Origin of the sequence: Sphingomonas sp. (assembly GCF_030145815.1) — a bacterium.
In the GTDB taxonomy this organism is placed as follows: Bacteria; Pseudomonadota; Alphaproteobacteria; order Sphingomonadales; family Sphingomonadaceae; genus Sphingomonas.
This window is the reverse complement of the sequence record NZ_JAIXHL010000005.1, coordinates 163,731-187,340: the sequence shown is the minus strand read 5'-3', so window position 1 is coordinate 187,340 and position 23,610 is coordinate 163,731. Positions and strand designations below refer to the sequence as shown.

The 23,610-nt window shown below is 66.1% G+C and carries 22 protein-coding genes; 9 read left to right on the top strand and 13 right to left on the bottom strand.

What is annotated here, in order from left to right:
• Positions 1 to 4: 4 nt before the first annotated feature.
• Both KYX69_RS06515 and KYX69_RS06510 read right to left on the bottom strand, forming a co-directional pair.
• Positions 5 to 478, bottom strand: a complete 474-nt coding sequence (locus KYX69_RS06515) for an SMI1/KNR4 family protein (protein WP_300495187.1) — start codon at positions 476 to 478, stop codon at positions 5 to 7.
• Positions 447 to 2,138, bottom strand: coding sequence for an acyl-CoA dehydrogenase (locus tag KYX69_RS06510; protein WP_300495186.1), 1,692 nt, complete (start codon positions 2,136 to 2,138; stop codon positions 447 to 449). The genes KYX69_RS06515 and KYX69_RS06510 overlap by 32 nt, the downstream gene beginning before the upstream one ends.
• Positions 2,139 to 2,186: 48 nt before the next feature.
• Between KYX69_RS06510 and KYX69_RS06505 the strand changes: the two genes are divergently transcribed.
• Positions 2,187 to 3,125, top strand: coding sequence for an L-threonylcarbamoyladenylate synthase (locus KYX69_RS06505; protein WP_300495184.1), 939 nt, complete (start codon positions 2,187 to 2,189; stop codon positions 3,123 to 3,125).
• 143 nt (positions 3,126 to 3,268) lie between these two features.
• Here KYX69_RS06505 and msrA read toward each other — a convergent pair whose 3' ends face one another.
• Positions 3,269 to 3,814 carry a peptide-methionine (S)-S-oxide reductase MsrA gene (gene msrA, locus KYX69_RS06500; protein ID WP_300495183.1) on the bottom strand — a complete coding sequence of 182 codons (546 nt, stop codon included), beginning with the start codon at positions 3,812 to 3,814 and terminating at the stop codon, positions 3,269 to 3,271.
• Between the two features lie 71 nt (positions 3,815 to 3,885).
• Between msrA and galE the strand changes: the two genes are divergently transcribed.
• Together galE and KYX69_RS06490 are read left to right on the top strand one after the other, a co-directional pair.
• On the top strand, positions 3,886 to 4,887 hold the full coding sequence (galE, locus tag KYX69_RS06495; protein ID WP_300495182.1) for a UDP-glucose 4-epimerase GalE: 1,002 nt from the start codon (positions 3,886 to 3,888) through the stop codon (positions 4,885 to 4,887).
• Positions 4,884 to 5,507 (top strand): MarC family protein, encoded by a 624-nt coding sequence (locus KYX69_RS06490; protein WP_300495180.1) that lies wholly within the window; start codon positions 4,884 to 4,886, stop codon positions 5,505 to 5,507. The genes galE and KYX69_RS06490 overlap by 4 nt, the downstream gene beginning before the upstream one ends.
• Here the strand turns inward: KYX69_RS06490 and KYX69_RS06485 are convergent.
• A complete protein-coding gene (locus tag KYX69_RS06485; RefSeq protein WP_300495229.1) occupies positions 5,504 to 7,300 on the bottom strand; it encodes an AcrB/AcrD/AcrF family protein in 1,797 nt (598 codons plus the stop codon). The two genes, KYX69_RS06490 and KYX69_RS06485, sit on opposite strands and share 4 nt — an antisense overlap.
• Before the next feature lie 166 nt (positions 7,301 to 7,466).
• Here KYX69_RS06485 and KYX69_RS06480 point away from each other — a divergent pair, with 166 nt between their 5' ends.
• Positions 7,467 to 7,895: a GtrA family protein gene (locus tag KYX69_RS06480; protein ID WP_300495178.1), complete on the top strand. Its 429-nt coding sequence runs from the start codon at positions 7,467 to 7,469 to the stop codon at positions 7,893 to 7,895.
• A 1-nt stretch (position 7,896) separates the two neighbouring features.
• Positions 7,897 to 8,625 (top strand): class I SAM-dependent methyltransferase, encoded by a 729-nt coding sequence (locus KYX69_RS06475; protein WP_300495176.1) that lies wholly within the window; start codon positions 7,897 to 7,899, stop codon positions 8,623 to 8,625.
• Here the strand turns inward: KYX69_RS06475 and KYX69_RS06470 are convergent.
• From KYX69_RS06470 to KYX69_RS06460, 3 genes are read right to left on the bottom strand one after another with little or no spacing between them, the layout of a single operon-like run.
• Entirely contained in the window at positions 8,600 to 9,700 is a 1,101-nt protein-coding gene (locus tag KYX69_RS06470; RefSeq protein WP_300495174.1) for a tetratricopeptide repeat protein, read from the bottom strand. The two genes, KYX69_RS06475 and KYX69_RS06470, sit on opposite strands and share 26 nt — an antisense overlap.
• Before the next feature lie 30 nt (positions 9,701 to 9,730).
• Positions 9,731 to 11,173, bottom strand: a complete 1,443-nt coding sequence (gene dacB / locus KYX69_RS06465; protein WP_300495172.1) for a D-alanyl-D-alanine carboxypeptidase/D-alanyl-D-alanine-endopeptidase — start codon at positions 11,171 to 11,173, stop codon at positions 9,731 to 9,733.
• On the bottom strand, positions 11,170 to 12,249 hold the full coding sequence (locus tag KYX69_RS06460; RefSeq protein WP_300495170.1) for a glycosyltransferase family 2 protein: 1,080 nt from the start codon (positions 12,247 to 12,249) through the stop codon (positions 11,170 to 11,172). The genes dacB and KYX69_RS06460 overlap by 4 nt, the downstream gene beginning before the upstream one ends.
• Before the next feature lie 132 nt (positions 12,250 to 12,381).
• Between KYX69_RS06460 and KYX69_RS06455 the strand changes: the two genes are divergently transcribed.
• Together KYX69_RS06455 and KYX69_RS06450 are read left to right on the top strand one after the other, a co-directional pair.
• The gene (locus KYX69_RS06455) at positions 12,382 to 14,538 is read left to right on the top strand and encodes a TonB-dependent hemoglobin/transferrin/lactoferrin family receptor (protein WP_300495168.1); all 2,157 of its coding nucleotides are present in this window, start codon (positions 12,382 to 12,384) and stop codon (positions 14,536 to 14,538) included.
• A 24-nt stretch (positions 14,539 to 14,562) separates the two neighbouring features.
• The gene (locus KYX69_RS06450; protein ID WP_300495166.1) at positions 14,563 to 15,546 is read left to right on the top strand and encodes a DUF6607 family protein; all 984 of its coding nucleotides are present in this window, start codon (positions 14,563 to 14,565) and stop codon (positions 15,544 to 15,546) included.
• A gap of 87 nt (positions 15,547 to 15,633) precedes the next feature.
• Here the strand turns inward: KYX69_RS06450 and KYX69_RS06445 are convergent, their stop codons facing one another.
• From KYX69_RS06445 to KYX69_RS06435, 3 genes are all read right to left on the bottom strand, one after another.
• On the bottom strand, positions 15,634 to 16,056 hold the full coding sequence (locus tag KYX69_RS06445) for a DUF6334 family protein (RefSeq protein ID WP_300495164.1): 423 nt from the start codon (positions 16,054 to 16,056) through the stop codon (positions 15,634 to 15,636).
• 59 nt (positions 16,057 to 16,115) lie between these two features.
• Positions 16,116 to 18,203, bottom strand: coding sequence for a bifunctional (p)ppGpp synthetase/guanosine-3',5'-bis(diphosphate) 3'-pyrophosphohydrolase (locus KYX69_RS06440; RefSeq protein WP_300495162.1), 2,088 nt, complete (start codon positions 18,201 to 18,203; stop codon positions 16,116 to 16,118).
• A 111-nt stretch (positions 18,204 to 18,314) separates the two neighbouring features.
• Positions 18,315 to 18,617 (bottom strand): hypothetical protein, encoded by a 303-nt coding sequence (locus KYX69_RS06435; protein WP_300495160.1) that lies wholly within the window; start codon positions 18,615 to 18,617, stop codon positions 18,315 to 18,317.
• Between the two features lie 145 nt (positions 18,618 to 18,762).
• On the opposite strand from KYX69_RS06435, the gene KYX69_RS06430 reads away from it, so the two are divergent.
• On the top strand, positions 18,763 to 19,257 hold the full coding sequence (locus tag KYX69_RS06430) for a helix-turn-helix domain-containing protein (RefSeq protein ID WP_300495158.1): 495 nt from the start codon (positions 18,763 to 18,765) through the stop codon (positions 19,255 to 19,257).
• Here KYX69_RS06430 and KYX69_RS06425 read toward each other — a convergent pair whose 3' ends face one another.
• Positions 19,258 to 21,033, bottom strand: a complete 1,776-nt coding sequence (locus tag KYX69_RS06425) for a diguanylate cyclase (RefSeq protein ID WP_300495156.1) — start codon at positions 21,031 to 21,033, stop codon at positions 19,258 to 19,260.
• Between the two features lie 71 nt (positions 21,034 to 21,104).
• Positions 21,105 to 21,521: a thioesterase family protein gene (locus tag KYX69_RS06420; protein ID WP_300495154.1), complete on the bottom strand. Its 417-nt coding sequence runs from the start codon at positions 21,519 to 21,521 to the stop codon at positions 21,105 to 21,107.
• 167 nt (positions 21,522 to 21,688) lie between these two features.
• On the opposite strand from KYX69_RS06420, the gene KYX69_RS06415 reads away from it, so the two are divergent.
• Positions 21,689 to 22,273: a porin family protein gene (locus tag KYX69_RS06415; protein ID WP_300495152.1), complete on the top strand. Its 585-nt coding sequence runs from the start codon at positions 21,689 to 21,691 to the stop codon at positions 22,271 to 22,273.
• A gap of 56 nt (positions 22,274 to 22,329) precedes the next feature.
• Here KYX69_RS06415 and KYX69_RS06410 read toward each other — a convergent pair whose 3' ends face one another.
• Positions 22,330 to 23,535 carry an LL-diaminopimelate aminotransferase gene (locus tag KYX69_RS06410; protein ID WP_300495228.1) on the bottom strand — a complete coding sequence of 402 codons (1,206 nt, stop codon included), beginning with the start codon at positions 23,533 to 23,535 and terminating at the stop codon, positions 22,330 to 22,332.
• Between the last annotated feature and the right edge of the window lie 75 nt (positions 23,536 to 23,610).

Genomic DNA, 23,610 nt, shown 5'->3' with positions numbered 1-23,610 from the left:
TGGTTCAGCAGACCGAGATATTATCGGTCAGATATTTGTCGACGAATTCATCAAAGCTGTCGGCGACAAACTTCTCCCCCGCGCCCACGACGATGATGCGGCCGCGATTCGCATCCTCGGTGCATGCGATCGCCCAGGCCCAGCACCAGATGCTATAATCGGCGAATACCAGATATTGGGCGTGTACAGGCTCGCCCCAGTCAATCTCCTGAGGCACGGTCCGGATCCGTTCGATCGGCCACCAATTGCCCATCTCCGCGTCCCAGTTCTCCTCGGCGGGGGCGAGCGTACTGAGATACATGCGGAACGAGTCCGGCAGGGTGACGGCGCAGCGGCGCTCCAGTTCGGCCAACTGCGCAGCCGTTGCGGGTGCGACCGATATATCCTCCTGCTCGAACCAGCGCCGCAACCGCTCCAGCGGCGCGGCACCGATCGCGAACGCCGGGCTAGGCGGCGAAGGTGTCCGCTTGAACCACATACAGGACCTCCGCGCTCGCCATGGCCGCCGCCTTCAACCCCATCGCCTCGGGCACGATCTGCGTGACATAGAAGCGCGCCGCCGCTGCCTTCATGGCCAGGAACGCCGGGTCGCCTTCTGCCCCCGCCGCGATCCGGCCCTGCGCTTCCATCAGCCAGCCGCACACGGCGGTGGCGACCATGGTGAGGAACGGGTAGCTGCCCGCCAGCCGGTCATCCATCTCGCTCGCAAGCATATGCTGCGTCACTTCAGCGCAGGCGTCGATCAGCGCGATCAGCCCGGCATCCTGCGCGTCGGCCTTCATCCGCGCGAGCAGCGTCGTCAGCGTCGCGCCGCCATCCATGTTGAGCTTGCGCCCGACCAGATCGGCTGCCTGGATGCCGTTGGTTCCTTCATAGATCGGGGTGATGCGCGCGTCGCGGAAATGCTGGGCGGCACCGGTCTCTTCGATATAGCCCATGCCGCCATGCACCTGAATGCCGATGCTGGTGACTTCGCACCCGATATCGGTGCCATGTGCCTTGGCGAGCGGGGTGAGCAGGTCGAGCAGCGCGCGCGCCGCTGCGTCGCCGGCATTCGCGCGGTCGACCTGCGCCGCCGCCAGATAGACCAAGGCGCGCGCGGCCATCGTCTGCGCCTTCATTCGCATCAACATGCGGCGGACATCGGGGAATTCGACGATGGTGGCGGGCTTGCCTTCACGCACGCCCTGCACGCGGTCGCGGGCATAGGCGACGGCGCGCTGGGTCGCGCGCTCGGCGACCTGCACGCCCTGAAGCCCGACATTGAGCCGCGCATTGTTCATCATCGTGAACATCGCGCGCATGCCGCCCATTTCCGGGCCGATCAGCTCGCCGATGCAGTCGCCATTGTCGCCGAACGACAGAACACAGGTGGGGGAGGCGTGCAGGCCCATCTTGTGCTCGATCGACACCACGCGGACATCGTTGAAGTCGCCCGGCGTGCCATCGGCGTTGAGCCGATATTTCGGCACCAGGAACAGCGAAATACCCTTGGTCCCCGCCGGTGCCCCCGGCGTGCGCGCCAGCACCAGATGGACAATATTGTCGGCCAGATCATGGTCGCCAAAGCTGATATAGATCTTCGTCCCGCTGATCGACCATTTGCCGTCCGCACGCGGCTCGGCCTTGGTCTTGAGCGCGCCGACGTCCGATCCGGCCTGCGGCTCGGTCAGGTTCATCGTGCCGGTCCATTCGCCGGTCGCCAGCTTGGGCAGATACGCTGCCTGCTGCTCGGTCGTGCCGTGATGCATCAGCGACTCGATCGCGCCGACGGTCAGCGTCGGGCAGAGCGTAAAGCCCATATTCGCGCTGCCCAGCGTCTCCAGCACCGCGGTCGACAGCGCGAAGGGCAGGCCCTGTCCGCCAAACGCTTCCGGCGATCCGATCGTGCCCCAGCCGCCCTCGACATAGGCCTGATACGCCGCGCGATAGCCCTCGGGCATGGTCACGCCTTCGGGGCTCCATTGCGCGCCGACGGTATCGCCTGCGCGGTCGAGCGGTGCCCATTCGCCCGCGGCGAACGCACCCGCGCCCTCCAGCACCGCATCGAGAATGTCGGATTCGACGCCCAGATCGGCAATCTGCGCGACATGCTCCAGCACGAAACGCTGTTCGGCGATGGCGGGGGTGAAGCTCATGTCGTCCTCTCTCTTGCGGCGCTTTTGCCCGCGCTATAGCGATGGCAAATGACCGCGCCAAATCCCCGCATCTTACCCTACGGCGAGGCGGCCATTGCCGATGCCGCCGCGATCATTGCAGCGGGCGGATGCGTCGCGACTCCGACCGAGACGGTCTATGGCCTCGCCGCCGACGCCACCAATGCCGAAGCAGTGGCGGGCATCTATGCGGCCAAGGGGCGGCCGAGTTTCAACCCGCTGATCGTCCATGTCGCCGACCGCCGCGCGGCCGAAGCGATCGCGATGTTCGACCGCGACGCGCGCGCGCTTGCCGATGCCTTCTGGCCGGGTCCGCTGACTCTGGTGCTGCCGTTGCGCCCCGATGCGCCGATTGCGGGTCTGGTGACCGCCGGGCTGTCCACCGTCGCGATCCGGGTGCCACAGCATCGCGCGATGCAGGCTTTGTTGGCGGCGACCGGAAAGCCGCTCGCTGCGCCGTCCGCCAATGCCAGCGGAAGCATCAGCCCGACCCGCGCCGCCCATGTCGCGGCGTCGCTCGCAGGCCGCATCCCGCTGATCATCGACGATGGGGCAACCAGCGGCGGGATCGAATCGACCATCGTCGCGGTCGGTCCGCAACCGCGCCTGCTGCGCCCTGGTCCCGTATCGGCGGCGGAGATCGAGCGGGAGATCGGGCGCTGGCTGGGTGGGGAAGGGGACACGATCGAAGCGCCGGGCCAGCTCGCCAGCCATTACGCCCCGTGCAAGCCATTGCGGCTGAACGCGACCGAGGCGCAGGACGGTGAGTGGCTGATCGGCTTCGGCGCTGTCACCGGGGACGACACATTGTCCGCGACCGGCGACCTCACACAAGCCGCCGCGCGCCTGTTCGACGCCCTCCACCGCGCGGATGCGAGCGACCGGCCGGCGATTGCCGTGGCACCGGTGCCGGCGGACGGCATCGGCCTCGCCATCAACGACCGGCTGAAGCGGGCGGCAACGCGCTAGGCTCTCAATCCTCCCCGGCACGGGGAGGGGGACCATGCGCAGCATGGTGGAGGGGGCCCGAGGCAATCGAATCCGGTGCCTTGGCCCCCCTCCGTCAGCGCGACGCGCTGCCACCTCCCCGTTCCGGGGAGGATTTGCTCAGCTCACGCCCCCGCCTTCGCCTTCAACCGCTCGGCAAAGCTCTTGCGCAGCTTGTTGAGCTTGGGCGGGATCACGCCCAGGCAGTAGGGGTTTCGCTGGCCTTCGCCTTCCCAGTAATTCTGGTGATAATCTTCGGCCGGCCACCAGGTGTCGGCATGTTCGATGGTGGTGACGATCGGGGCGGGCCATTCGCTGGCGTTGCGCGCGATCCCGGCGCGCGCCGCCGCCTCCTGCTCGGGCGACTGCGGGAAGATCGCCGAGCGATATTGCGTTCCGACATCGCCGCCCTGACGGTTCAGCGTCGTCGGATCATGCGTCGCAAAGAAGATGTCGAGCAGGTCGTCATAGCGGATCTGGGCCGGATCGAACGTCACCTTCAGCGCCTCGGCATGGCCGGTATCGCCGCCGCACACCGCCTTGTAGGTCGGGTTATCGACATGCCCGCCGATATAGCCGCTTTCGACCGTCTCGACCCCGATCAGGTCCTTGAACACCGCTTCCACACACCAGAAGCACCCACCCGCGAGGATTGCGGTTTCGGTAGTCATGCGCTTCAACTCCTTGCTACGGACGGCAAGATAGGGTTGAGCGACACGGCTAACTAGGGGGATCGACGGGAATGCGCGACGGCACGGTGATGGTGACGGGCGGGGCGGGCTATATCGGCAGTCACGCAGTGCTCGCACTGCTCGATGCGGGCTGGCGCGTCGTCGTTCTGGACAACCTGGTCACGGGTTTCGACTGGGCGGTCGATCCGCGTGCAGCGCTAATCGTCGCCAATATCGCCGATGAGGACAAGGTCCGCGCCGCGCTCCGCGAGCATCAGGTGACCGCGATCATGCACTTCGCCGGGTCGGTGGTAGTGCCGGAATCGGTCAGCGACCCCCTCAAATATTACCGCAACAACACCGCCGCCAGCCGCAGCCTGATCGAAAGCGCGGTTGCGGAAGGCGTGAAGCACTTCATCTTCTCCTCCACCGCCGCAACCTACGGAATTCCTGAGGTTGTTCCGGTGCGCGAGGACGCGCCCAAGCAGCCGATCAACCCCTATGGCATGTCCAAGCTGATGACCGAGATCATGCTGAAGGACGTCGCCGCCGCCCACCCGATCAACTATTGCGCGCTGCGCTATTTCAACGTCGCCGGCGCCGATCCGCAGGGCCGCAGCGGCCAGAGCACGGCGGGCGCGACCCACCTCATCAAGGTCGCGGTCGAGGCGGCGACCGGCAAGCGTGACGGGGTCTCGGTGTTCGGGACCGACTTTGCGACGCCCGACGGCACCGGGGTGCGCGACTATATCCATGTCAGCGATCTGGCGGCGGCGCATGTCCATGCGCTCGAGTTGCTGATCGCCGATCCGGGCGCGAGCCACACGCTCAACGCCGGTTATGGCCGCGGCTATTCGGTGCTCGAAGTGCTCGACGCGGTCGATCGCGTCACCAATGTGACGATCGAGCGCCGGCTGGAAGGCCGCCGCGCAGGCGATCCCGACGAACTGGTGTCGGACAATCGCGCGATCCTCGCCGCGCTACCGTGGCGACCGCAATATGACGATCTGGAGCGCATCGTCCGTGATGCCCTCGCCTGGGAGCGCACACTGGCAGAGAGGCAAACGCAATGATCGAGCTGTTCCTGTCCGCCTTCGCGATGCTGTTCGTCGTCATCGACCCGCCTGGCTGCGCGCCGATCTATGCCGGGCTGACCAAGGGCGCGCGCCCGGGGCAGCAGCGCGCGATGGCGATGCGCGCGGTGATGATCGCGACCGCGATCCTGCTGGTGTTCGCGCTGGTCGGCGAAGCGCTGCTGCGAACGCTCGGCATCAGCCTCAGCGCGTTTCGCATCGCGGGCGGGATCATGCTGTTCATCATCGCGCTCGAAATGGTGTTCGAAAAGCGCCAGGAACGCCGCGAGGATCGCGCCGAAAAGGTCATGCAGACCCCGACGGTCGAGGACGTTTCGGTCTTTCCGATGGCGATGCCGATGATTGCCGGGCCGGGATCGATCGCGACGATCATGCTACTCGTCTCACGCGCCGAGGGGCCGGGCGAGACGGCGGCGGTGTTCGGTGCGCTGGCGCTGGTACTGGTCCTGACGCTCGTCGCGTTGCTCGCCGCCGGTCCGCTGATGCGGGTGCTGGGGGCGAAGATCGAATCCGTGATCACCCGGCTGCTCGGCGTGCTGCTTGCCGCGCTGGCGATCCAGTTCGTGATCGACGGCGTGAAGCAGAGTTTCGGGATCTAGCGCGGGTCGTACCGGATGCGCCACAGCCGATAGGGCGCCCCCTTCGGCAGCGGGACCGGCTCCAGCCAGTCGGGGACCGTGCCTTTTGCGAGCTGCCCGTAGAAGCCGTCCTTTTCCCGCGCGCGATAGACCGTGGTCTCGGCCATGTTGGGGCAGACCAGCAGATACTGCGCGCCATAGCGCCGTGCGATTCCACGGAACGCCTCGGGCTTGCCGGTAAAGGCGTGATGCACGTCCAGGATCGCGCGCTCATTACGGTGATACGGCCCGGCAATCCCCTTGTGCCGCGTCATCACGATCAGGCGCGGGCCCAGATCGACATGGGTGAAGAGCGTCGAGGGGGGCAGGGTGCGGTCGAGCATGCGCATTGCCGCCGAACTGGCGCAGCGATTGTTGGCGCGGTTCACGGTGCTGCGATATTTCGACGGCGGGTCGCTGACCGGCAGATATTTGACCACGAACCCGGCGAACAGGCCTGACACCAGCAGGAACGCCGCCACCGACCCCAGCACCCGCACCGCCATCCAGCGCTGCCGCAGGAACCACGGCACGATCGTCCAGGCGAGCCATGCCGCGCCCGGCACCGCCAGCAGCTGCGCCGCCGGACCCGCGCGGACCTGCCACAACAGCATCGCGCCGGCGAAGGCGGTGAACAGTCCGATCGCGACCCATGCGACCAGCTGATCGGCGGTCTTGGCGCGCCATGCCGCAAAGCCAGCGCCGACGATCCCGATCACCGGCAGCACCGCCATGGGGAAGGCCATGCCAAAGCTGTGCTTGTAGATCGGCCGCGCCTCGCGGACATTGTTGAGCCAGGTCTTGGCGAGTTCGTCCGACACGCCCTCGGGCCGCTGCAGGCATTGCGGGAAGAGTCCGGCGAAACCGCCGACGACGATCCCGCCTGCCGCCGCGGCGATTCCCAGCCGAACCAGACGGCTGGCGGGGTTGAGCAAGCTCAGCACCACCACCAGCGCACCAGCCGCGACCATCACCGACAGCCACACCGGGGTGAGTGCATCGCAGCGCATCGCGTAATTGGCGTTGGACGCGAACAGCACGAACCCGGCGCTGCTCCCGCCCGCGAGGGTCAGACCATAGGCCCGCATCCGCGGCATTTCGTCGCGGTCCCAGATCCAACGTAGCGTGACGATCGCCCCGGCCATCGCGCAAAAGGGCAGCAGCTCCAGCCCAATGGTCAGCGATCCGGCGCTGGCCAGGCCAACGGTGAGGCCGCCGCGCGTGCGCTGCGGATCGGCGATGCCCATCACGGCGAGCGCGAGGAAGGCAAGCTGCCAGCCATGATGGTCGATCCGCAGCGGCACATATTGCGCCATCGTCGCGGTGCAGCCCAGCAAGATCAGGATCGCGAGTGGCCAGGCGGCGGGCGCAATCAGGCGGCGAACCGCTGCGCCCATCGCCAACATGGTGACGGCAAGCGGAAACAGCGGCGCGATCCCCGCCGCCAGCCGCTCGGCCATCGCGGTGCCGACGAACGGCTGGAACAACAGGATCAGGCCTGCGATCGGCAGGTCGACCAGCCGCGACCAGTGGATGTCGAGGCCTTGCGGCGGGCTCAACCGATATTGGCGCAGGTCGTACCAATCCTGCCCGGCGAGCAGGCCACGCACCTGCATCATCCGCATATTGTCGTCGGTGTCGCTGAGCGACAGCGCGTTGATCGGGGCCCAGCGGTACCAGAGATACCAGAGGGCGATCGCCGCCCAGATGAGCAGCGTCCAGCGCACCCAGCGCGTCCGCAGTTCCCGTTCGAGGTCGAACCCCGCGAATCGCATCGAACTCAAAACCGCTTTCCCCGTTCAAAATGGCGCTCTAAGGCCCCACCCGTTCGCCCTGAGCTTGTCGAAGGGCAGTCCTTCTTCCTTCGCCTTAGCAGAAGCAAGAGCGGCACTTCGACAAGCTCAGTGCGAACGGAGATTTTTCGGGACCAGCAGACGCGTTGTGACGGCACTTATCCAGCGAATTGACGATTTGCGGCGGAGCGGGGTGCTCGGTCAGCTCGTGCGCTTCGGCGTTGCGGGGGGCATTTCCACGCTGATCTATTCGGCCGTCTATCTGCCGCTGACCTTCTGGGTCTTCGCGCGGAAGGATGCCGTGTACGCCGTTCCGTTCGCCTTTGCCGTCGCGGTCACGGCGGGCTATTTCCTGCACAGCCGCTGGAGTTTCAAAGGGCATGGCACCCGCGATCCCGGCCCGCGGCAGAAGGTGCAGTTCGTGGCGGTGCAGGGCTCGGGCGTTGCGCTGAATGCGGTCGTCACCTGGCTCGGCACGGCCGTGCTCGGCTATCCCGGCTGGGTGCCGCTGCTTCCCGCAGTTGGCCTCGCCACCATTTTTACCTTCATCCTCAACCGCTGGCTGGTATTCCGCTGATATGGACCGCATCGTTTACGACCGCATGGCCGAGCATGATTCCACCCATTGGTGGTATGTGGCGCGCCGCGACATCCTCGCCGATTACATCGCACGCTATGTTCAGCCGCCAAAAGATGCGCGGATCCTGGAGATCGGCTGCGGCACCGGCCACAACCTGCCGATGCTGGGCGCATTCGGGCAGGTCGACGCGATCGAGATCGATGAGGCTGCCCGCACTGTCGCCAGCGCGCGGCTGGGCAAGGAGGTCGGCACCGCGCCGCTGCCCGAGCTGAGCGGCGTTGCCGAGGGGCAATATGACCTGATCGCGGTGCTCGATGTGGTCGAGCATGTCGAGGATGACGTCGCGGCGCTCGCGGGAATGGCGAAGCGCCTCAAGCCCGGCGGGACGATCCTGATCACCGTCCCCGCGCATCAATGGATGTGGAGCGCGCACGACGTGGTGAACCACCACAAGCGCCGTTACTCCAAGGCCACGCTGACCGCGGCTCTGGACAAGGCTGGGCTCAAATGGCGCAAGCTGCGCTGGTTCAACTCGCTGCTGTTCCCCGCTGCAGTCGCCGCGCGTCTCGCGGGCAAGCTGACCGGCAAGGACGACAGCGACGATTCGCCGCCGCCCGGGCCGCTCAACTGGGCGTTCGAGAAGATTTTCGGGCTGGAACGCCATTTGCTCGGCCGCGTGCCGCTGCCGCCCGGCCTTTCGATCATCGTGCTGGCGCAGCCGAAGTAGCCGACAAACGCCACGCGACGCGGATGCTGGTCGCGAACACCGGAGCATAGCTGCGCAGTTCACTGCTCGCCGCCGCGTCGAAGGTGCGGAAACGCGTCTGTGACGCCATCGCGCCACCCATTGCCGCGCGTAGCCGGGTCCGCGCCTCCGCCTCGCGTCCCGCTCGGGTGGCGAGCAGGTCGCCGAGACTCCACTCGCCGACGATCCGATCGCGATTGTCGGGCGGCAGGAAGCGTGCCTTGATCGCCAGCGCCTCACGGTAGCGCGCTTCGGCCTCGATCGGCTTCCCGTCGGCGCGGTAATTGGCGGCGAGGCCGTTGAGCAGATTGGCGACATCGGGATGGTCGGCCCCTGACGCGGCAACGAACATCCGCATCGCCTCATTCAACAGGTCGCGACCTTGGGCGAGGAAGGCGCGCTTGCGCAGCGGGTCGAGCCCGCTGCTTGCGTCCTGATCGGTCGGCGCAACCACCGAACGCGTCGCGCCCGCGCGCCGCCGGAACATCGGCGGGATCACCGTGGCGGTGGCCATGCGGTAAAAATTATTGCCGCGATTGTTGAGCAGGATGGCGAGGTCGGCATCGCCCTGCGCGCGTGCGATCGTCACCGCCTCAGCGAACAGCGGATCGGCGTCGAACGCCTTGCCCTGTGCCGCGAGAACTTCGGCGAGCGTGTTGAGCGCCCAGGCCAGTTCCATCCCGCCCGCCGGGGCCAGCCCGCGCTGGATGTCGAGCGACCGTCGCGCGAGCGCCTCAGCCTCGCCCAATGCACCCCGCGCCATCGCCAGCGAGGCGAGTTGTCGCAGGCTGCGCGCGGTGTCGCCATGTTTCTCGCCGCGCTTTGCCAGCCGGATCTCGAAGGCGCGGCGATATAAGGGTTCGGCATCGGCAAGGCGCAACTGCATCGCCAGATTGTCCGCCAGCTTCTCCGCCGCGTCCGCCGTCGCCACAGTGCCAGCGCCGCGCCGCTGCGCCTGTTCGTAGCTGGATCGCCGCGCGCGTTCGGCGTCGGCGTAGCGTCCGGCGGCCTCAAGCGAAGCCGCATCCTGAACCAGCATCATTGCGGCGAGCAGCATGGCCTATCCCCCGGTCGGGGCGGCGTGGCCTCAGTTCGCCTCGGCGACCGCCACCAGCGCCGCGTCGATCATCGGTGTGCCCGACGCATCCCCCGGCACATCATTGGCATAGGCGGCGAAGCTGAGCAATTTACCGCTCTTGGCCAACATATAGCCGGCCAGCGCGTTGGTCGCATTGATCGATCCGGTCTTGGCGAAGATGCGGCCTTCGAGCGCGGTGCCCTTGAACCGCCGCGCCAGCGTGCCGTCGACACCGCCAACCGGCAACGTCTCGCGCCACGCCGTGCCCCACGGCTGGCGCGCGATCCAGTCGAGCAGGGTCACCATGCCGCGCGGGGCGATGCGGTTATAGGTCGACATGCCCGACCCGTCGGAAAAGTCGAACGCGGTGCGCGGCACTCCGGCGGCGGCGAACATCGTGGCGACGTGTTGCTGGCCGTCAGCGACCGATCCGGTGCCCTCGATCAGCCCGGTGCGGCGCAGCAGCAGTTCGGCGTGCAGATTCTGGCTGACCTTGTTGATCGTGCGCACATCGTCCGCCAGCGGGGGCGGGGTGAGCGCGGCGAGCCATGTAGGTTCCGGTGGGCGGGGCGGTGGGGCGGTGCGCTTGACCGGATCGTCGGTTGCGGAATCGAGCGCGCGGTAGCGCGACGTCACCGTCCCGCTGACCTTCACCCCGCGCTCGCGCAGCAATGCCGCGAGCCGCCACGCCGCGTAATGCGCCGGATCATCGATGGCGAAGCGGAGCGTGCGCGGCGGTGCGTCAGCGGCGATGGTGCCGGTGACGCGGATCGTGCGGTCGAAGGGCAGGCGGTCGAACGCGATGTCGGTCTTGCCGCCCGCTGCGACGGTCACGACGCGATTGTCGATCGTCGCATAGCCCAGATGATCGACCTTTGGCGCCGCGCCCGGTGTACCCGGCGTCAGCGTCGCGACCAGCTCATTGTCATCGAGGCTCAGGGCTGAATTGGCGGTGCCGGAGCGCGACGGGATATTGTTCCAGCTCATCCCCGAACTCCAGCGCTCGTCGGGGAACAGGGTTGCGTCGCCGGTGATGTTGCGCACGCGGCGGATGCCGGCGGCAATCGCGTTGGCGAGTTGGCTGAGGCAGTTGGTGACGCAATCCGCCGCGCTCGACAGCCGCGCGTCGCCGCGTCCGGTGAGGATCACATCCTTGCCCTCGACCCGCACCGCCGCGCCGCCGGTCGTGTCGGGCGCGGTCATCGCATCGGGCATAGCCCACCAGGCGGCAGCGGTGGTCACAATCTTGGTGTTGGATGCCGGGATGAAGCGCTCTTCGGGGCGGATCGACATGATCTCACGCCCATTGCCGTCGCTAACCACCAGACCGAACCGCGCGCCAACGGGTGCCTTGGCGAACTCCGCCACGACCCGATCGCGCAATGGCGGCGCATCCTGCGCCCGAACCGGCGCGGCGAGCGCAAGCGCGATGAGGGCGAACGCGGCCCTCACAGCAAGGTGGGCGGCTCGGGCTTGCGCTTGGGGGCCTTGGCCTGGACGGGTTCGTCCGCATCGGCGCGGGGCGGCGCGAACGGGGACACGGTGACCTCACCCGAATCACGGAAGCGATAGCCGAGCGAGGCATGGCCCTTAACCGGCCCCGCCACATCGGCGACGAGGTAGAGCGGGCGCCGCTTCGATTCGACATAGAGCCGGCCAAGATACTCGCCGATCATGCCCAGCACGAACATCTGCACCGCGCCGAGGAACACGACGACCAGCATGGTCGAGGTCCAGCCCTGCACCGCATTGCCGAACAGCCAGCCGACGACGATGTAGAGGAACAGCAGCACCGACAGGCCGGTCAGCGCAAGCCCGACATGGCTGGCGAAGCGTAGCGGCGCGGTCGAGAAGCCGGTGACGGCGTCGAGCGCGAAGCGGACCATCTTGGCCAGCGGATACTTCGTCTCGCCCGCGTGGCGCTCATGCCGGTCATAGACGAACGGCACCTGACGGAAGCCGACCCAGGCGACCATGCCACGAATGAAGCGCGCCTGTTCGGGCAGCGACAGGAAGGCGTCGAGTGCGCGGCGGCTCATCAGGCGGAAATCGCCGGTGTCGAGCGGGATCGGCGTGTCGGTGATCCGGTCGAGCATGCGGTAGAAGAGCGCGGCGGTCGCCTTTTTGAAGAACGTCTCGCCATCGCGCTTGCGGCGCACGGCATAGACCACGTCCGCGCCCTGTTCGCGCATCGTCGCGCGCATGTCGGTGAGCAGCTCGGGCGGGTCCTGCAAATCGGCATCGATCACCAGAATCTCGTCGCCCGCACACAGGTCGAGCCCTGCGGTCAGCGCGAGCTGGTGCCCGTGATTGCGTGACAGATTGACCGCGACGAGATGCGGGTCGGCGGCAGACAGCCGCTGCATGACGGACCAGCTGCCATCGCGCGATCCGTCATTGACCAGGACGATCTCATAATCGTCGCCAACCGCGGCACGCGCCGCCGCCGACACGCGGGCGTGCAGCAGCTCGAGACAGCCTTCCTCATTGTAGCACGGCACGACGACCGAGAGCTTTGGACGTTGCATGCCGCGGTCTTAGCGCGCCGCGCGGCCCTCGTCATGCGCGATTTATGCCGACGCGGTTGACACCCGAAACGACGCCGCCTAACCGACTCGCAAATGAGAATCACTCGCATTCGCATGTAAAAGGGGTTTGGTATGAAGTCGCAGCGTATCGTTCTTGGTTCTGGAGTCGCGCTCGCCGCGCTGCTCGCAACGCCCGCCTGGGCCAGCGATGCGGATGCCGATCCGAAGGATATAGTGACCATCACCGCCACCCGCACGCCGATCGCGACGCAGGATGCGCCGGCCACCGTCAGCGTGATCGACGAAGAACAGATCGCCGACGACCTGGTCACCGACATCAAGGAACTGGTGCGGTTCGAGCCGGGTGTCAGCGTCACGCGCCAGCCGACACGTTTCGGTGCGGCGCTCGGCACGACCGGCCGCGCGGGCAATGAAGGCTTCACCATCCGCGGACTTGGCGGCAACCGCGTGCTGATTCAGGTCGATGGCGTTCGCGTGCCCGACGGGTTCAGCTTCGGCGCGCAGGGTGTGGGTCGCGGCGACTATGTCGATCTGGGCCTGATCAAGTCGGTCGAGATTCTGCGCGGTGCATCCTCGGCGCTGTATGGTAGCGACGGTCTCGCCGGTGCGGTCAGCTTCATCACCAGCGATCCCAAAGATCTGCTGCGCGAGGGCCAGAATGTCGGCGGCCTGTTGCGCGCCGCCTATTCCTCGGCCGATGACGAGTTCAGCGAGACCGCGATCGTCGCGGGCCGGTCGGGCGACTGGTCGACGATGGCGGCCTATACCCGTCGCGACTTCCACGAATATGAGAATCAGGGGTTGGTCGGGGGTACCGGTGCGACACGGACGCAGGCCAATCCGCAGGATGGCCGCTCAAATGCGGCACTGGGGCGGCTGGTCTGGGAGCGCGGCGGGCACCGCATCCGCCTGACCGGCGAGTATCTCGACACGCACCTCTTCACCGATGTGCTAACCGGACACAGCGCGACCGTGGTCAACCTCGACGCGACCGACACCGGCCACCGCTGGCGCACTGCGCTCGACTGGACGCTGACCGGGGAGGGGCTGGTCGAGTCTGCGCGCCTCGCAGTGTATCTGCAGGATTCGGAGGACAGCCAGTTCACTTTCGAGGACCGCAACCCGGCGGTCGACCGCACCCGGCTCAACATCTTCAAGAACCGCGTCTATGGCACGGCCGGCGAGGCGAGGTTCAACTTCGGGTCGGCCGAGCTGCCCCTGCGGCTGATCGTCGGCGGCGATATCAGCCAGACCGAGCAACAGGGGCTGCGCGACGGCACCGTGCCGCCCGCAGGCGAGACCTTTCCGACCCGCGCTTTCCCCGACACCGATTACACATTGGTCGGCCTGTTCGCGGCGGGTGAGGTGACGCTCGGCCCGGTGACGTTCCATCCGGCGCTGCGCTTCGACCATTTCGAGCTGTCGCCGGACATGAGCCAGACCTTCCCCGGCATCACTGCGGTCGCCCAGTCGGGATCGCGCGTTTCGCCCAAGCTCGGCGCGGTCGTGAAGCTCGGCAACCGCGTCCGGCTGTTCGCCAACTATGCGCAGGGGTTCAAGGCGCCCGAACCGAGCCAGGTCAACGCCTTCTTCGGCAACCTTGCCTTCGGCTATATCGCCGCGCCTAGCCCCGACCTGCGCCCCGAAACCAGCGCGAGTTTCGAGGCGGGCGTGCGCTTCCTGGGCGACAATGTCCGGCTCGACGTCACTGCCTTCCACGCCGATTATGACGACTTCATTTCGCAGGAAGTGGTGGGCGGCAGCTTCACCCCCGCCGATCCGGCAATCTATCAGTTCATCAACATCGACAAGGCCGAGGTCGAAGGGATCGAGGCGAAGTTCGAGGCGTGGAGCGACACCGGCTTCACCGGGCGGCTGTCGATCGCCTACGCAACCGGCGACGAGATCGCGCCGAGCGGCACCCGCTCGCCCTTGCTGACCGTCGATCCGCTCAAGGTCGTGATCGGCGCGGGCTGGCGCGATCCGGGCGGACGCTTCGGTGGACAGCTCATCGCCACGCACAGCGCGAAGAAGGAAACCGACCGAGCGGGCGGCGGCTACACCCCGCCCGCGTTCACCACGCTCGACCTGACGGCATTCGCGAAGGTCACCGAGAGCATCACGCTGCGCGGCGGCGTCTTCAACCTGACCGACGAAACCTATGCCTGGTGGAGCGATGTGCGCGGCCTCTCGCCGACTTCCACCATCAAGGACGCCTACACCCAGCCGGGCCGCAACGGCAGCGTGTCGGTGAGCTTCCGCTTCTGAACAACGACATCAACGGAGGGTAAGATGAAACACTGGATTCGATTGAGCATCGCCGCCGCGCTCCTGACCGCAACCGCCGCCCCGGCACTGGCCGATGGCCCCGTGCGGGTGCGCACGCCCGACGAGGAGAAGGCATCGTTCGAAGCCGATCGCCGCGACATTCTGGCGATGGCGGGCAACTACAAGGTTCGCTTCGACATGCGCGAATCGACCCCCTGGCGCGAAAGCTATGTGCCGATCGAGGCGAAGATTTCGGGTGGGCATGAATCGGTGCGCGTGATCGAGGACACCGGCCGCGTGATCCGGCTCCAGCACCTGCTGGTCGTGAGCCATGAGGGCAAGGACCATGTCATCAAGCATTGGCGGCAGGACTGGGAGTATGAGCCCGAAAAGGTGCTGGTCTATTCCGGCCCCGACAGCTGGACCTGGGAGGAAGTGCCCGAACGCATGCGTGCGGGCCGCTGGTCGCAGACGGTGTATCAGGTCGATGACAGCCCGCGCTATGGCGGCTGGGGGCAGTGGACGACCGAAGCGGGGGTGCGGCGCTGGCGCTCCAACTGGACCTGGCGCCCGCTCGCCCGCCGCGATGCGGTGCGCGGCCCGGTCTATGACCGCTATCTCGGCATCAACCGCCACCAGAGCTTCCCCGGCGGCTGGGTCCATTGGCAGGACAATACCAAGATGGGCCAGTTCGACGGCAAGCTAGAGCCGGTGGTGCAGGAATATGTGCTCAACACCTACACCAAGTTCGACGGCTACAGCGTCAAGGCGGCGGACGAGTATTGGGCCGCGACCAAGGGCTATTGGGCCGCAGTGCGCGCCGAATGGGACCGCATCGCCGCCGCCAAGAATGGCATCCGCATCACCGAGGCGGCGGAATCCGGCACGGTGATCGCCAGCCGCCTGCTGGAGATCGCGGGCGACGTGCAGAGCGGCAAGACCAAGGAGGCCGACGCGATCAAGACCGCCAAGGCGCTGATGGATCAGGCAACCCGCGCCGCCAACTGACCCGACCCTCCGGCCCGCGCGAACGTGCCGGTTCCTGCCCGCCCCGGATCAGCCCCCGGGGCGGGCGTTTTCTTGGCCGGGGAGCGGTCAGCCGATTGCGCGGTGAGGTATGAGGTCGAGGCCAGTCAGTGACGAGGCCGCGGCGATGAACATGAACCGCGGCTGCAGTGCATCCGGAACTACGTCACCCAACGCGATCGTAAAGCTGTCCTTGTAACCTTGGGAATTGATGCCAAGCCAAGACCAACCCAATGGCTTGGAAACGGCGAAATCAAAGGAGGAAATCGGCGCCCATCCATCGCCTGAAGGCAGATCTGTGAGCGACAGGATGATCTGGTCTGTGTCTGGCTCCACCGTCACCATGATCGCTCTGCGGTCGAGGCAGATGGCCACGGCCTCCCACCGAGCAGAACCGTCGTCCATAATGTCCGCGTTTAAGCCCTGCACATTGGAGATAATGGCGTCCAGGACATCGTGCCAATCAAAGCGGAACGCCATGTGGTTCGCCATTCGATGATAACCCCCTCTTACGCTAACGCCTTCGACAACGAGGCCGATCTTCCGCGCCCCTAAACCCGCTCCGCCGAACTCACCGCGTCCGCCGCACGCAGCGCCGCGATCAGCTTCATCAGATGCGCGGCGTCGCGCACTTCGACGTCGATCATGTTGGTGTGGAAGGTCGTGTCGCGCGTGTCGAAGCGGATGTTGAGGATGTTCGCCTTGTGCTGACCCAGCAGCGTCGCGACCGCGCCGAGCGCGCCGGGTTCGTTCTTCAGCGTGACGGCAATGCGCGCCGTCCCGCCCTCGGCCTTGTCGCCCCAGCCGATATCGACCCAGTCCTGATCCTCGACCGCGTCGAGTTTGGCGCAACTGATCTGGTGAATCTCGATCGGCGCGTCGGGGTGGCGCACGCCGACGATGCGGTCGCCGGGGACCGGGTGGCAGCAGGCGGCGAGGGTGAAGGCGACGCCGGGGGTGAGGCCTTTGATCGAGATCGGCACGCGCTGGACGGGCATCAGCGCGGCCTCATCCTCGGTCGATCCGGGCATCAGCGCTTCCATCACCTGCGCATCGGTGACCTTTTGCCGCGCAATCGCCTCCATCAGCGCATCGGCGTCCTCCAGCTTGAGCCGGGTCAGCGCCGCGCCCAAAGCTTCCTCGCCGATCGGGACCGGTAGGCGGCCGACGATCTCGTCATAGAGCTTGCGCCCGAGCGCGATCGTCTCGTCGCGTTCCTTGTGGCGCAAATGGCGGCGGATCGCGGCACGTGCCTTGCCCGTGATCGCAAAGTTCAGCCAATTGTCCTGCGGCCGCTGCGCCTTGGAGCGCAGGATTGCGACCTGATCGCCCTGCGCGATTTCGGTGCGCAGCGGGACGACGCGGCCATTGATCTTCGCGCCCACCGCCTGATCGCCCAGAACGGTATGCACCGCATAGGCGAAGTCGATCGGGGTTGCGCCCTTGGGCAGCTGGATCAGCTCACCCTTGGGCGTGAAGGCGAAGATGCGATCCTGATACATCGCCATCTTGGTGTGTTCGAGCAGCTCCTCGGGGCTTTCGGCCTGTTCGAGGATGTCGACCAGGTCGCGGATCCAGCTGACTTGGGTGTCGGGGCGCACCGCATTCTGTTTGTAGGACCAGTGCGCGGCGAGGCCGTGTTCGGCCTGGCTGTGCATTTCGTGCGTGCGGATCTGGATTTCGACGCGGGTGTCGCCGGCATGGATGATGCTGGTGTGCAGCGAGCGATAGCCGTTGCGCTTGGGCGTCGAGATATAATCCTTGAACCGCCCCGGCACCATCGGCCAGCGCCGGTGGATGATGCCGAGCGCGCGATAGCATTCTTCTTCGGTGCCGACGATCGCGCGGAACGCCATGATGTCGGACAGCTGCTCGAAGCTGACATGCCGCTCCGACATCTTTTTCCAGATCGAATAGGGGTGTTTCTCGCGCCCCGAAATCTCCGCCTCGACCCCGCCGCGCGACAGCAGCAATTTGAGGCCCGATCCGATCTTGGCGATGCGGTCCTCACCCTCGACGGTCAGCGCCGCGAGCCGCTTGGTGATCGATTCATGCGCTTCCGGTTCGAGCTGCTGGAAGGCGAGCGTCTGCATCTCCTTCATGAACTCGTACATGCCGATCCGCTCGGCCAGCGGCGCATAGATGTCCATCGTCTCGCGCGCGATCCGCCGCCGCTTTTCCGGCTTCGGAATATGGTGCAGCGTGCGCATATTGTGCAGCCGGTCGGCGAGTTTGACCAGCAGCACGCGGATGTCGTCGGACATGGCGAGCAGGAATTTGCGGAGGTTCTCCGCTGCGCGCTCGCTCTCGGTCTGCGCTTCGATCTTGGACAGCTTGGTCACGCCATCGACCAGCCGCGCGACGCTCGGCCCGAATTTGGCGAGGATCTCTTCGGGTGTGGCGACCGTATCCTCGATCGTGTCGTGCAGGATCGCGGTCGCGATCGTTTCGTCGTCGAGGTGCAGGTCGGTCAGGATGCCCGCCACCTCGATCGGGTGGCTGAAATAGGGGTCGCCATTGGCGCGCTTCTGACTGCCATGCGCGTGCATCGAAAATACATAGGCGCGATTGAGGAGCGCCTCATTGGCTTCGGGGTCGTAGGACAGGACCCGGTCGACAAGTTCATATTGACGCAGCACCCGCCGAATGTGGGGGGTGATGCTGCTGCTTTGCAACAGGTTTCACGCAAAACGGGCACCGGCGCTGGCCGATGCCCGTTTGGTGTTGCGTTGAAGTGACGGCTGTGTGGCTTACTTGGCGCGCGCGTTACAGGCGGCGAGCGCCTCTGCGTCAAATGCGGTACCACCGACCGAGAAGGTGCTGAGAGCGCCGACGCGCTGCACGACCCGCTCGCACATCACCTTGTCGCTCATCGTCGACTTGGGCGCAGCGCAGGTGCCGTCCTTGCACTTCCAGACAGTCGTCTGGGTGATGAAGCTGGCCTTCTTCGGCGCCTCCGCCGGAGTGGCGGTGTAGTGGCCCGACTGGGCCAGAGCGGGGGTCGCGGCGCTGAGGCAGAGCGCGACAGCGGCGATCGGGGCGAAGCGGATCATGATACTCTCCCTGGGGTGCACTGCAACAAAGGTTGCGAATCGCTACCTACTCCGATAGGTATTCAGTTGCAATGAAAAACTGTTGCTGCACCGCAAGGAACTTATCGCGTTGTGCGGCGGTGAAATTAGGGTAGATTTGCCGGTTATGGGTCACACTGGACTGCGAGAACCCCTGCGACAGCTCGCCACCAATTGCAGCCTGCCGGCGGCGTTGGAGGCGATGGGTGAGCGCTGGTCCTTCCTGATATTGCGCGCCGCATTCAACGGCCTCTATCATTTCGAGGAGTTCCAGTCGGAGCTCGGCATCGCGCGCAACATTCTCGCCAACCGGCTCGCGCGGCTGGTCGATCATGGTATTTTGGCGCGACAGACCTGCGACGACGATCGCCGCAAGGTCGAATATCGCCTGACCGAAAAGGGTTTTGCGCTCCTCCCGACCATGGTTGCACTGCGGCAATGGGGCGAGCGGTGGGAGACGGGCATGCCCGCGACGCCGGTGCTGGTCGATGCGCGCGACCATCGCCGGATCGCGCCGGTGCAAGTGCGGAGCCATGACGGGCGCGTGCTGGGCAAGCACGATCTGCTCTGGTCCTTGCCCGAGGATGTCGTCGGTGAAAGCCCGGCGGAGGCCGCCGAGTAATCAGGCCGCCGCGAGTTCGCTGCGGTTGCGGCCGCGCGACTTGGCGCGATAGAGCGCGGCGTCGGCGATGCGGAACACTTCGTCCGACGACAGGTCGGGGCGGATCGGCGCGACCCCGGCGCTGACCGTAATCGTGAAGGTTGTGTCGCCGGCATGGATGCGCGCATCCTGCAGCGAGCGACGCACCCGCTCGCACGCGGCCATCGCGGCGGCGGTCGACAGGCCGGGGAACAGCACCGCGAATTCCTCCCCGCCCAGGCGCCCGATCACATCCTCGACCCGCACGCTCGCGCGCAGAACATCGGCGAAGTGCAGCAGCGCGGCGTCGCCCGCGTCATGGCCGTGGCCGTCATTGACCCGCTTGAAATGGTCGAGATCGAACAAGGCGAGCGCGCCCGGCCGGTCGGGCGTGTTGGCACGAAACTGGTCAATCCGATCCTGGAATGCGCGGCGGTTGAGCACGCCGGTCATCGGATCGGTATTTGCCTGGCGCAGAAGATCGGCTTCGCGCGCCTTGCGCTGGCTGACCTCGCGCACAACCGTGACGACGCTCAGCACCGCCTGGTCGGTGTCGCGGACGGCGCGGGCAGTCGTCTCGAACCAGCGGATGCCGCCGGTCGCGGTATGGCCGCGAAATTCGAACCGGTGCACCCGCTCGGGCTCGGCGATCACCTGGCGATAGGCTTCGCGTACCCGCTCGCGATCGACTTCATGGACCAGCTCCGCCGGGCTTTTGCCAATGATCGATTCCGGGGCGTGGCCGGTCACTTCCCGCATCGACGGCGAGGCGAACTGCACCGCGCCCCTGGGGTCGAGCGTCAGGACGACGTCGGACACATGTTCGGAAATAAGCCGGTAGCGTGCCTCGCTCAGCGCCACCGACGCGGCGAGGCGCTGATTCTGCGCGATCATTGTCGCGAACGGGACCGCGATCAGGAACAGTACGGCGAGGTAGAATTGGAAGAATTGCAGCTGGAACGCGTCGCTGCCGTCGATCAACTCCAGCGGTCCCATGCCCATGACGGTAAAGGCCGCCCCGATCAGCGCGATCAGGAACACGCCCAGCGTCGCTCCGGCCACGCGAAACGCCATGGTGGCAACGATCAGCGGCAGGATTGGCACGAACAGCAGCGGCAGGTGCGACTGGCTGAAGCACAGGCCGGTCACCCCGCTCACCAGCAGTGCCACGCCGACAAAACGGGGCAATGCGGCTGGGCCTATGAACCGGTCGCGATAGGTGGGCCATGCCAGCGCGAGCAAGACGATCGGGGTGCCGATGAGCGCGCCGAGGCCGTGGCCGATGGCCCAGCTCAGCCATACCGCCCACGGGTCAGCCCCCTGATAGAGCGGCAGGGTGATGGCCGGGATCACCCCGCTGGCGAGCGGCGCGACCACGCCTGCCGTCGCAACGAACACGGCGAGAGCCCGCAACGAGAGGAACATGCGCGCATCGACGCCGAGTCCGCGCAGCAGTGCCCAGGCGACCAGCGCTTCGACGATGTTCGCCACACCGAACACGGGTGCGAGCGGCGCATAGGGCGACACGGCAAGCGAGGCCGCGACCGACGCCGCAAAGCAACTCGCAATGTGCAGCGGACGCTCGGTCGCCGGGCGCGTCAACAGCGCCCCGACCAGCAGCGCGGTAGCGAGCCACAACAGTGCGACATGACCGCTCAGCCGGGTGAAGGCGATCGCACCGACTGCGCACAGGAAATAGGCCAGCGCGACTGCGGCAACGACCAGAAAATTGGATTGGAACAGGCGACCGCGGCGCATGGCGGGAGGTTAGTCCCGACCCGTTAACGGCGCGTTTCCCGCGGCTCCGGGCGAGCGCGTATCTCCCAAAATCAATCGCTTCCGAGCATGCGGTGGCGGATATCGAGCGAGATCGGCGCCGACCGTCCAGCCTCCAGATCGACATTGACGTGGACCAGCTCGATCACCGTGTGCAGCGCGCCGGTTTGCGCATGCACCAGCTCGATCAGGCTGGTCACGCTCGACGTGCCGATCCGCGCGGTGCGGGCAAAGGCGTCGAATTCGTCATCGTACCGGAACGGCGCCTTGTAATCGACCGTGGCGCGGGCGACGTGAAATTCCATATCGCGCCATTCGGGCAACTCGGCGAGCTTCAGCCAGCGCCAATATTCGCTGAGCGCGACATCGGCATATTCAAGGTAGCGGGAGTTAAACACGACCTTCTGCCCGTCAATTTCGGCATAGCGCACGCGCAGTCGGTGGGAAAAGGCAAAGCCGGGACGAGTCATGTCGTTGCACTGGCGCAACACTGTCCCGAATTCAATCACCCGTTCCCAGGTTCGCAAGAAATTCGGATGGACGGCGAAGTCACGCCGCAATATCGGCAGCGCGCCCGTCGAATCAAACACTTACGGCGGGTATTTCAGGCCGCTCCGGCCACCGATAAGGGGGAATTATGAAGAAGCTTCTGGTCGCTGCGGCGGCATTGTCGTGCCTGCCCGGCGTCGCGTTCGCGCAGGAAGAAGAGTCGGCCGGCAATCTGTTCGACGGCGCGCGCATCGAGGCACGTCTCGGCTACGAAACCCCGACCGTCAGCGGCGATGGCGACATCTACAAGATCGGCAGCGCGGTGTCCTATGGCGCCGAAATCGGTTTCGACCTCGCGGTCAGCAACAAGGTCACCGTCGGTCCGTTCGTGAACTATGAATTTTCGGGCGTCGAACTGTGCGACGGCCCCGATTGCCTCAAGGTCAAGGGCAACCTGGCTGCCGGCGGTCGCGTCGGCGTCGAACTGAGCCCGACCACTGCGCTCTACGGCAAGCTTGGCTATGCCTCGCTGACCATCGAAGCGACCAGCGGCGCGACCACCGCGTCCGACAGCAAGGGCGGCGTCTATGGCGCGCTTGGCGTCGAAATCGCGGTGTCGAAGAATGCGTATATCAATGTCGAAGGCGCTTACGCCGACTTCGGCGATTTCTATGGCACCGGCTTCAACCTGCAGCGCCGCCAGGCGTCGGTGGGCTTCGGCTTCCGCTTCTGATCCCTGCAGATCGGTAAAGGAAAGGGGCGCTCCGGCCGGGGCGCCCCTTTTTCGGTTCAGGCCGATTTCGCGCCGGTGTTGACGCCCATCGACTGGAGATACTTCTTCACGTTGCGCGCGGCCTGACGCAGCCGTTGCTCATTCTCGACCATCGCGATGCGCACGAACCCTTCGCCATTCTCGCCATAGCCGACGCCGGGTGCGACCGCGACCTTGGCATGGGTCAGCAGCTGCTTGGAAAATTCAAGGCTGCCGAGATGCGCCAGCGCGGGCGGGAGCGGGGCCCAGGCGAACATCGAGGCAGGCGGGGGCGGGATGTCCCATCCGGCACGCCCGAAGCTTTCGACCAGCACGTCGCGGCGCTTGTGATAGAGCTGGCGGTTCTTCTCGACGATATCCTGCGGGCCGTTGAGCGCGGCGCAGGCCGCCGCCTGGATCGGTGTGAAGGCGCCATAGTCGAGGTACGATTTCACCCGCGTCATTGCCGCGATCAGTTGCTTGTTGCCGACCGCAAAGCCCATGCGCCACCCGGCCATCGAATAGGTCTTGCTGAGCGAGGTGAATTCGATCGCGACGTCCTTCGCACCTGGCACCTGCAGGATCGAAACCGTCGGCTTGCCGTCGAAATACAGCTCCGAATAGGCAAGGTCGGACAGGATCCAGACCTTGTTCTCCTTCGCCCACGCTACCAGCCGCTCGTAGAAAGCGAGGTCGACCGTCTCCGCCGTCGGGTTGGACGGATAGTTGACCACCAGGATGCTGGGGCGCGGCACGGTAAAGGCGATCGCGCGCTCCAGGCTCTCGAAATAGGCCTCGTTCGGCGTCGTCGGCACCGCGCGGATCGTTGCGCCAGCCAAGATGAAGCCGAAGGTGTGGATCGGATAGCTTGGGTTCGGGGCGAGCACGACATCGCCCGGCGCGGTGATCGCGGTGGCGAGGCTGGCGAGCCCCTCCTTCGACCCCATCGTCACGACGACCTCGCTATCGGGATCGATATCGACGCCAAAACGGCGGCCATAATAGTTCGCCTGCGCGCGGCGCAGACCGGGAATGCCCTTGGACTGCGAATAGCCATGCGCGTCGGGCTTGCGCGCGACCTCGATCAGCTTTTCAATGACATGGTCGGGCGGCGGCAGGTCGGGATTGCCCATGCCCAGGTCGATAATGTCCTCTCCCGCCGCGCGCGCCGCTGCCCGCATCGCGTTGACTTCGGCGATGACATAGGGGGGCAGGCGCTTCATGCGGTAGAATTCTTCGGACATCGTCTTGGGTTCCGGCTCCTCGGGGTGGTGCGCTGCGCGCGATGCCTCGTTATACAGGGGGCGGGGCGGCAAGCC

Bases quoted from the DNA above. Each gene is read 5' to 3' on its own strand.
- KYX69_RS06450 (WP_300495166.1), top strand. From the start codon at position 14,563: ATGAAACACTGGATTCGATTGAGCATCGCCGCCGCGCTCCTGACCGCA.
- KYX69_RS06455 (WP_300495168.1), top strand. From the start codon at position 12,382: ATGAAGTCGCAGCGTATCGTTCTTGGTTCTGGAGTCGCGCTCGCCGCG.
- KYX69_RS06485 (WP_300495229.1), bottom strand. From the start codon at position 7,300: ATGCGATTCGCGGGGTTCGACCTCGAACGGGAACTGCGGACGCGCTGG.
- KYX69_RS06475 (WP_300495176.1), top strand. From the start codon at position 7,897: ATGGACCGCATCGTTTACGACCGCATGGCCGAGCATGATTCCACCCAT.
- KYX69_RS06415 (WP_300495152.1), top strand. From the start codon at position 21,689: ATGAAGAAGCTTCTGGTCGCTGCGGCGGCATTGTCGTGCCTGCCCGGC.
- KYX69_RS06425 (WP_300495156.1), bottom strand. From the start codon at position 21,033: ATGCGCCGCGGTCGCCTGTTCCAATCCAATTTTCTGGTCGTTGCCGCA.
- KYX69_RS06420 (WP_300495154.1), bottom strand. From the start codon at position 21,521: ATGACTCGTCCCGGCTTTGCCTTTTCCCACCGACTGCGCGTGCGCTAT.
- KYX69_RS06445 (WP_300495164.1), bottom strand. From the start codon at position 16,056: ATGGCGAACCACATGGCGTTCCGCTTTGATTGGCACGATGTCCTGGAC.
- KYX69_RS06410 (WP_300495228.1), bottom strand. From the start codon at position 23,535: ATGTCCGAAGAATTCTACCGCATGAAGCGCCTGCCCCCCTATGTCATC.
- KYX69_RS06430 (WP_300495158.1), top strand. From the start codon at position 18,763: ATGGGTCACACTGGACTGCGAGAACCCCTGCGACAGCTCGCCACCAAT.
- KYX69_RS06460 (WP_300495170.1), bottom strand. From the start codon at position 12,249: ATGCAACGTCCAAAGCTCTCGGTCGTCGTGCCGTGCTACAATGAGGAA.
- msrA (WP_300495183.1), bottom strand. From the start codon at position 3,814: ATGACTACCGAAACCGCAATCCTCGCGGGTGGGTGCTTCTGGTGTGTG.
- KYX69_RS06505 (WP_300495184.1), top strand. From the start codon at position 2,187: ATGACCGCGCCAAATCCCCGCATCTTACCCTACGGCGAGGCGGCCATT.
- galE (WP_300495182.1), top strand. From the start codon at position 3,886: ATGCGCGACGGCACGGTGATGGTGACGGGCGGGGCGGGCTATATCGGC.
- KYX69_RS06435 (WP_300495160.1), bottom strand. From the start codon at position 18,617: ATGATCCGCTTCGCCCCGATCGCCGCTGTCGCGCTCTGCCTCAGCGCC.
- KYX69_RS06470 (WP_300495174.1), bottom strand. From the start codon at position 9,700: ATGCTGCTCGCCGCAATGATGCTGGTTCAGGATGCGGCTTCGCTTGAG.
- KYX69_RS06510 (WP_300495186.1), bottom strand. From the start codon at position 2,138: ATGAGCTTCACCCCCGCCATCGCCGAACAGCGTTTCGTGCTGGAGCAT.
- KYX69_RS06515 (WP_300495187.1), bottom strand. From the start codon at position 478: ATGTGGTTCAAGCGGACACCTTCGCCGCCTAGCCCGGCGTTCGCGATC.
- KYX69_RS06490 (WP_300495180.1), top strand. From the start codon at position 4,884: ATGATCGAGCTGTTCCTGTCCGCCTTCGCGATGCTGTTCGTCGTCATC.